The organism is Flavobacterium frigidum, assembly GCF_048286795.2.
In genome coordinates this window covers 1-9501 of sequence record NZ_JBLVPT020000028.1, presented here as the reverse complement: position 1 = coordinate 9501, position 9501 = coordinate 1, and the positions used below count along the sequence as shown (strand labels likewise).

Annotated in this window: 4 protein-coding genes; 2 read left to right on the top strand and 2 right to left on the bottom strand. The window is 36.6% G+C overall.

Going from position 1 to position 9501, the window contains the following annotated elements; translation table 11 throughout:
• A partial coding sequence (locus tag ACNQGB_RS15740; RefSeq protein ID WP_472777141.1) for a T9SS type A sorting domain-containing protein occupies positions 1-998 on the top strand: 998 nt, incomplete at its 5' end.
• A 246-nt stretch (positions 999-1244) separates the two neighbouring features.
• On the opposite strand, the gene ACNQGB_RS15735 is transcribed toward ACNQGB_RS15740, so the two are convergent.
• Positions 1245-2474 carry an IS4 family transposase gene (locus ACNQGB_RS15735; RefSeq protein WP_417947114.1) on the bottom strand — a complete coding sequence of 410 codons (1230 nt, stop codon included), beginning with the start codon at positions 2472-2474 and terminating at the stop codon, positions 1245-1247.
• A gap of 445 nt (positions 2475-2919) precedes the next feature.
• Entirely contained in the window at positions 2920-3285 is a 366-nt protein-coding gene (locus ACNQGB_RS15730; RefSeq protein ID WP_417947115.1) for a hypothetical protein, read from the bottom strand.
• Between the two features lie 843 nt (positions 3286-4128).
• Here ACNQGB_RS15730 and ACNQGB_RS15725 point away from each other — a divergent pair.
• A partial coding sequence (locus tag ACNQGB_RS15725) for an Ig-like domain-containing protein (protein ID WP_472777140.1) occupies positions 4129-9501 on the top strand: 5373 nt, incomplete at its 3' end.

Here is a 9501-nt window from a genome sequence, read left to right as displayed (position 1 = left end):
TGGCTGAATCAAATACTGGTACTTTAATAACTATAAGTACACCACCACCAGTTGTTAATGCTGGTCCAGATTACACTATTCCAAAAGATACACCTTACGTTTTGAAAGCCTCAGTTACTAATTCAAATGCAGAGGGTTACACGTATTCATGGGAAGGTTTAGATACTGGTGTACAACCTGAAACTAGCGCAACGGCCAACTCTGGACCAAATTTTAAATTTAACCAACCCACAGCTTCTCCCAATCGATACATGCCGAAACTTGAAAAAGTTATTGCAGGAGAATTAAACACTAGAATGGAACGCCTTTCGAGTGTGTCTCGAGTACAAAATTTTGCAGTTACTGTTCGAGACAATGCCGTTATTCGAGGCTCAAATGTGAGACGCGATGATATGATACTGACAGTAAATGCCAACGCAGGACCATTTGTAATAACATCACAAAACACAACCGGAATAACATGGGCGGGAAACTCATCGCAAACCATTACATGGGATATAGCAGGAACAACAGCCAATAATATAAATACTTCGTTGGTAAATATATTATTATCAACAGATAAAGGGTTAACGTTTACAACCACACTTCTGGCAAATACACCCAACGATGGTTTGCAAGTGATTACAATTCCAAACACTATTAATTCGTTGGATTGTAGGTTAATGGTGCAATCTGTTGGTAATTTATTTTATGCAGTCAATACTACAAAGTTTGCAATTGCACCGAATTTAGCAACAAATGATTTCGAATTTGAAAATTTCACTTTATTTCCAAACCCAAATAATGGCAGTTTCAAAATATCATTTAAGCCAGAAACAAATGATGTAATTGAAGTTATTGTTAATGATGTCATTGGAAGAAATATTTACAACAAAATATTTCAAAATTCAGGTATGTTTAATCAAGAATTTCAAGTCAATACTATAACAGCGGGAATTTATTTTGTAAAAATTCAAAATGGAAAAAATAAATCAGTAAAAAAAATCAGAATAAAATAACTTATTTAAACTAAAAGTTGATTTAACCATTTTTCTTTATTTAAGTTAGATAAAAGCGATTTATAATCTAAATACTATTCAACATTGAATGATAATGTACTTATCATTCAATGTTGAATATCTTAAATCAGTATCATTATCATAACTATCAGAAAACATTTAAAAATTAGCCACAGCTATCCGAAAGTTTTACTAAATAATAGAAAAACTGCCTCGACCCTTTATAAATAGGGTATGATTATAAAATTATGCTGAAAATAAGTCAGAACTGAATTTTAATTTTGGTTCTGGTCTTATTTTTTTTGCTCCATCTCCAACTTGATTGCAGACATAATCTAAACTTAGATAATACACTAAACAGATTCTGATTTTTTCGACCAGATTTGAGAAAGACTTTGTCTTTTTAGCTATGGTTCTGTTTATCAATTCAATTAATAAGTAGCTAATCAATGCGATGTAAATTTGCGATTTAACCGCATTTTCACTTGTGCCTAGGAATGTTTTTATCTGTAGGTTTTGTTTCATTGCCTTGAAAAAAAGTTCAATATCCCATCTCTTTTTATACAAATCAGCTATTGTTCTAGCTGACCATTCTAAATTATTGGTTATGATTTCAATTACCTTGTTTTCGTCTTGCTTATAAACATGCACTAATCTTAGTTTTTGTTCACTAATCCCTGTCTCTATGGCTTTGTTGCTGTTTAAAACAATAATTTCATCCTTAATAATATCTTGATCTTCCGCATCAGGCAAGTCCAATTCTTGGATGGATTTATACACTGTATTTGTCTTAATGCGAGTAACAAAAATATTTTCAGCTTGAATTCTATGCAGCATCAATGTAAAATCAAAATAAGCCCTGTCTTCCACTATAATTGTTCCTTTGGAAAAAACTAACTGACCTTTGCCGTACCGGTCGTGTATTTTTGCTTCTGTTATATTTACCAAGTCCGGAATTTGTAAATTGTCATCCCAGCACGTGTGTATTTTTAAACCCCCTTTTGCTGTCCGAAACTTTGCCCAATCAAACATGTTTAAACACAGGCTGATTGTGGTACTGTCAATCAATTTTATATTTTGGTCTTTAATCTCTTTGATAATATTACGTTGAGATTCGCTTTTCAAGATCCTTTCATAATGTTTCAAAAGCCTATAATATAAGGATTCAAACACTTTCCAATCTCGTTTTTTATTGCCATCACTCATAGTGGATCTTGCTGGACTTTGAGTCAATCCTAAATCTTCAATAAAAGTCTCGCTAACCCCAATTCCAGTGGAAATATCATTTAAAGTATAGCACTTATTCAGCTGTCCGTAAGTTAAAGCAACAAATTGGTCGTAAGTCTTGTACTTACTACATCCTTTGTCTGAACTGTGTTTTTTAGCACAAGATGCGATCATCCATCTAGGAACAAGTTCAATAATTTGTCTAATAACTAGTTTTTTGATATTTTTGTTTCGCCTGAAGAGTCCCATAAAGTATTATTTGTTTCGCAAAATCAAAAATACGGGATTCTAAGGCTCTTTTTATTTTAGACTTTCGGATAGCAGTGAAAATTAGCAACAAAGCGTCCTAATGAAAACAATGGCGTGTTTTCAAGCTGCTATTCTTATTGTGCTGCATAGTGTTTGCGTAATCGGGGGGGGGAGGCTTTTTCTGCCGACGACCGCTTGGAGCTGCCAAGCCGAACAAAGAGAAGGAACGGAGGGAGACCTATTGATTGCCAGTGATGTTTCTATTATATAATTAAATCCCTCCATTTATCCGGAAAGAAAGGTGTTTGGAAATAATTATGAGCCAAATCTTTTAAGAAAGGGTATCCTGATTGATTGCTTCGATAATTTTACTCAAATTCCGTGTCCTTATTTACGATCTTTATTTTAAATTCTTAAAAATTTACATCTTTATAAAAGTTTTTTTTCAGTCTTGTTTTTGATCGTAACGATGCCGAAAGGATTTTGAAAATAATTGTACTTCCAAGTCATTCTCCTTATCAGAGATTAAATGGTTAGCAGCCGAATTTATGCCATGGTAAGGTACAAATAATCCTAAATCAGTTTTATTCACAAGAATAAATTCTTTCATGACAACGTATTCTACTTCCATATCCAATAAAGTAAGATATTCCATTAAAATCATAAGAATAGGAGAAGTACTATCCGAAAAATAGACCGGTTTGACACCGGTAACAGTGAATCTAATCACATTTTCAATACTGTTATTCGCAACAGGATTAAAGTCTAAATTTTCTTTTGCACACTTAATTTGTCCTAGAACTAATTTCAAATAATTTTTAGCATTCTGTAATTCTCCAAAATCAATGAATAAATTAAATACTAATTATAGCTGATGAATGAATGTCAATAAGAGGTCTAAAGAAACATTATTTTGATTAATAATATTTACTAGTTGTAGATGCATAGCTTTGTAATTGACTTTTCTATTATAAAATCTTTCAACATTCAATGTAAAAAAAAATATTCCAAATACTCAAAAGTTCTTTTTGCATATCCTATTTGCTCATATCTTCCAGAATGTTCAGAAGACAGACCATCTTTTAAATTAGTAACGGAAATTGTTCGTTTAAAATATTCTAATTACACTTTATAATAGAAATTAAAAACCTGATCGAAATACTTTGTTACAGCTTTATCGTTTTCTAAATTGTTCTTTAAAATCCAATACCAGAAATTTATCACTAAATGGGTTAAATATCTCTTTTCGATTTCAAGGTTTTTAAATTCTTTCGATTCTGGATATACAAATAAAACCTGTAGCATAAAGCTACACTTTTGTAATTAATTTGATTGTTAAATTTTACAATAGTCGCATAATTCAAAGCAGAATATCTCCCTTTTCTATTGAACTAAATTTCAATATATTCAAAGATTTCGAGTAGCATTTATAAAAACATACTTTCTTTGTCGATTAACAAATTAAAACACACACTATATTTATTAAAAATAGCTCAATACAACTAGTAATATTTTGTCGATTTTCACCTATAATAGGGTTATTAGTATAAAAACCAATTATATGTGATGAATTTATTAAATAAATATGTTAAATTTGCTTTTTTTATTTAAAAAAAACTGACTCAAATTAGACAAATAAAAATATACAATACAAATGAAGAAATTTTTACTTTTACTACTGTTAACGATTTTTCAGTACGGCTTAGGTCAAACCACTTGGACTGGTGCAACAAATACCGATTGGAACACCCCCTCAAACTGGAGTACAGGCGCAGTGCCAACAGGCATAGATGTTGTTGTGATACCCAACGTAACAAATAAACCGATAATTACAGGTATAACAGCTGCTTGTGCTGATTTAACTATTAATGCTTTATCATCCTTAACCTTAACAAATAGCGTTACTAGCTTACTTAACATAGGTGGTAATTTTGTAAACAATGGGACTTTCACTACAGTAGGAGCCAGCACTATCAGCTTTGTTGGTGCTAATCAAATAGTTGCCGGAGTGACTTATAGTAATTTAACGCTCGGCGGTACCGGAACAAAAGCTTTTGCAGCCAATACTATTATAACTACTAATTTAATGGTCGTGGCGGGTGTTAAGATGAATTTAAATGCAATTAACACGCATCAAACGGGCACTTTAACTTTAGGTGGTGACGGAGCCCTTTTAAGTACATGGGGTGCTTCAAATACAGGAGCTTCAAATGGGAATAACATTTATTTTACAGGTCCGGGTAGAATTACTGTAACTGGAACGCCACCGTACCCACGTATAGAAAATAATTTTGCATCCTACACCAGTGGTGCTTCTGGAACGGTAGGCGCATCCTATCCTGAAGGCGCAACTTCATCACCAGTTACCGCTCCTGATGGTCTTGTTTTTATTAATGTAAACTTTGCAAGTTACGGCACGCCAACAGGTACAAGCCCAAATTATGTATTAGGAGCTTGCCACGCACTTACTAGTATTACAGAAGTTAATAAAGTTATTTTAGGTGTCACTACAGGCAAAGTTCCAACATTTAATGGAGCATATGGCGATCCTTGTGGAGGTACACCGAAACGAATAAACGTGGTAGCATCGTATGCAGAACCAATATGTTCGGGCACAAATCCTGGAACTATAACTGGCTCAACACCCACTGGAGGAAATAATGTGTATTCTTATTTATGGGAATTTAATACGGTTGGGGCTTATTCACCTTATGCCACGACACCTGGTGTAAGTACCTCTAAAGATTATATTATACCTAGTGGTATCACGCAAACTACATGGTACCGACGAACGGTAACTTCGGGTATGTATTATACCACTACAATTGTGCTGGTTCAAGTGAACACAAATCCAGCAGCACCAACCACGATAACAGGTGGGACGTCTATTTGCTCTGGTGCCTCAACTACCTTAACTGTTAGCGGCGGTAACAAAGGCGGCGGTGGCGGTTATGCACAATGGTTTACTGGTTCTTGTGGTGGAACCCTTGTAGGTACAGGTAATTCTTTAGTAGTAAGCCCTACTGTAAACACCACATATTATATTCGTTATAAAAATGTTTGTTCGGTAACCAGTTGTATAACAACAACAGTTACGGTAGCACCAGCACCGTCTATTACGACGGCTGCTGCCTCTGTAAGTGTTTGTTCTAGTGCAAGTCTTCAAACTACACCTTTATCGTACAGCTCAACAACTGGAACTCCTACAACTTATAGCATAACATGGAACGCAACGCCAACTAATAGTTTTGTTGCTGTTACAAATGCCGCATTACCTGCAAGTGCAATTAGTATAGCAGTTCCTGCGAATGCTACATCTGGCACTTATACAGGAAACCTTACCGTAAAAAATGCAGGTGGATGTGCAAGTAGCACAACTATTTTTAACGTAACGGTACAAGCAACGCCAACAGCAGGATCAATTGCGGTTAGTCAAACAATTTGTAATGGAGGTGATCCAGCGACTTTTACCAGCACAACAGCAGGAACTGGAGACGGAACAATTACATACAGGTGGGAAAGTGCCGTAAGCCCATTTAGCACTTGGAGTGCCATATCAGGAGTTACAACAGCCACCTATGATGCGCCAACAGGTTTAACTGCCACCACTCAATATAAAAGAATCACAATCTCAACTTTAAATAGTGTAGCATGTGAATCAACAGCTACATCGCCAGTTACCGTAACGGTGCAAGCAACGCCAACTGCAGGATCAATTGCGGATAGTCAAACAATATGTAATGGAGGTGATCCAGCGACTTTTACCAGCACAGCAGCAGGAATGGGAGATGGAATAATTACGTACAGGTGGGAAAGTTCCGTAAGCCCATTTAGCACTTGGAGTGCCATATCAGGAGTAACAGTAGCAGCCTATGATGCTCCAACAGGTTTAACAGTTACTACTCAATATAGAAGAATTACGGTGTCTATTTTAAGTGGAATAGCATGTGAATCAGCAGCTACATCGCCAGTTACCGTAACGGTACAATCAACGCCAACTGCAGGAGCTATTTCCGCCAATCAAACAATTTATTATGAAGGTGACCCCGCAGCCTTTACCAGTACAACAGCAGGCACCGGAGATGTTACAAGTACATACAGATGGGAAAGTGCGGTAAGTCCGTTTAATACTTGGAATACAATATCAGGAGCAACAGTAGTCACATATGATGCGCCAACAGGTTTAACATCCACCACTCAATACAGAAGAATTACTATATCAACATTAAATACTGTCGCTTGTGAATCATCAGCAACAACGCCAATAACTGTGACGGTATTAGCAGTTATTGTTGCTGATGACGATACCTTGAGTACGCTAGCTGCACCGTTAATATCAGGTACCAGTCCAGTAACAGCAGGAAACGTATTAGAGAATGACACTAGAAATGGAGTTGCAGCAACTACCACCAATACGAATGTAACACCATTAACCACAGGTCCATTGAGCATTGATGCTGACGGAATAGTAACCTTAGCGGCCAATACTCCAAGTGGTACGTACAGCATCACGTACCAATTATGTGAGGCCGATCCATCAACTGGATTAAATATGATCCCTGCGAATTGTGATAATGCAACGGCTACAGTAGCAGTTTTAAATCTAATAAACGCTGTAAACGATGGTCCAGCAACTGTAGCTTCAGCAACAACACCTACAGTTATTTTAAATGTAACAGATAATGATACTTTAAATACTATTGCAGTTACAGCTACAAACACTGATGTAACACCAATAACTACAGGACCATTGAGTATTGATATTAATGGTAATTTAACATTAGCAGCCAACACAGCTTCAGGAACTTATCTAATTACTTATGAGTTGTGTGAATCTGGGGCAAGTCCAGCAAATTGTAATACGGCTATAGTGACTGTTGTAGTTCAGAATCCATTAATCGGAGTAAATGATGGGCCAATTACAGTAGCGACTGCTGAAGTTCCCAAAGTTGTTTTAAATGTAACTATAAATGATACGTTACATGCAGATCCAGTTACAGATGCAAACACTAATGTTACTCCACAAATATCAGGTCCATTAAGTATAACAAGTAATGGAGAGATTACTTTAGCAGCAAACATAGTTTCCGGCACTTATAGTATTACATATGAAATATGTGAAGTAGGAGCAAACCCTGTTAATTGTACAACAGCAACAGCAACAATAGTAGTTCTAAATGCTATTATCGCTAACCCGGATATAACAGGAGGACTTCCAGGAGCTACAACTGGTTCTGTATTAGGGAATGATACATTAAGTGGAATTCCACCAGTTGAACCCGCAGACGTGATTTTGACAACAACAGCTTTAAATCCGGTATTAACTTTAAATGCAAATGGTACTATTACTATTGCAGCAGGTACACCTGCAGGACCTCAAACATTAGAGTATCGAATATGTGAAATTGGTTCGAATCCAGCTAATTGCAGTACAGCAACAGTAACGGTAAATGTTTTACAATCTGCAGTAGATGCCATTGTTGATGATTTTACAGCAGTACCATATACCGGTGGAAATGGAGGAACTACTACATCAGTATTGAATAATGATACCCTTAATGGAGTTGTCTTAAATCCAGCAGATGTTAATTTAACATTAAGTGGAACAGCGTCTACAGGATTTGTGCTTAATAGTAATGGTACGATAACAGTACCTTCTGGACAAGTTTCGGGTACCTATATGGTTTTTTACCAAATATGTGAAAAGATAAATTCGGGTAATTGTGATATAGCCAACGCTAAAATTCGTATCAGTAATCAAATTAATGCATTTGATGATGCCTTCTCTCCACAAGCGCCAAGCACTACAGTGGTTACAACAGTCGGAAGTGTGTTAGCTAATAACGGTAATGGAGCAGATAATTTAAATGGAATAGCAGTTACATCGGCAAATACTGATGTGACACCGGTAACCACTGGACCATTGCGTATTGATGCAGATGGAAATTTTACTCTAGCTCCAAATACTGTTTCAGGTACGTATACCATCATTTATCAATTGTGTGAAGCAGGAGCAGACCCTGTAAATTGTACAAACGCAACTGCAACAGTTGTTGTTTTAAATCCTATTGATGCAGTTGATGATAATCCAGTTGAAGTAAACTCAGGAGTAAATCCAAAAGTAGTGTTTAATGTAACAGACAACGATACATTGAATACTGTTTTAGTAAGTCCAACCAATACGAATGTTACCCCAGTTTTTGCAGGACCATTGAGTATCGATTCGAATGGAGTAGTAACATTAGCAGGAAATACACCAAGCGGAAGCTATAGTATTACCTATGAATTGTGTGAAGTTAATCCATCAACAGGATTGGCTGTAACACCAACGAATTGTAATAGCGCTGTGGCAACCATTAAAGTTTTAAATTCGTTAGATGCGGTAGTCGATACTTTAGGAACACCATTAGCACCATTGGCTTCAGGTACTACACCAGTAGCAGCAGGAAGTGTGATAGGAAACGACACCTTAAATGGAGTTGCAGTAACGATTGCAAACACAAATGTTACCCCAATCACTACGGGAGCAATTTTAGTAGATGCAGACGGAAATGTAACCATTGCGGCGAATACCCCAACGGGACCTTACACGGTTACGTATACCATCTGTGAGTCAGATACCACCACAGGAGTTAATGTAAGTCCATCGAATTGTACCACAGCTACGCTAACCGTAAACGTAGTAGGTCAAATCATAGCAGGAAACGATACTTTAGGCACACCAGCAGCACCATTAGCTTCAGGCACTACACCAGTAGCAGCAGGAAGTGTGATAGGAAACGACACCTTAAATGGAGTTGCCGTAACGACGACAAACACAAATGTTACACCAATCACTACAGGACCAATTTTAGTAGATGCAGACGGAAATGTAACCATTGCGGCGAATACCCCAACGGGACCTTACACGGTTACCTATACCATCTGTGAGTCAGATACCACCACAGGAGTTAATGTAAGTCCATCGAATTGTACCACAGCTACGCTAACCGTAAACGTAGTAGGTCAAATCATAGCAGGAAACGAT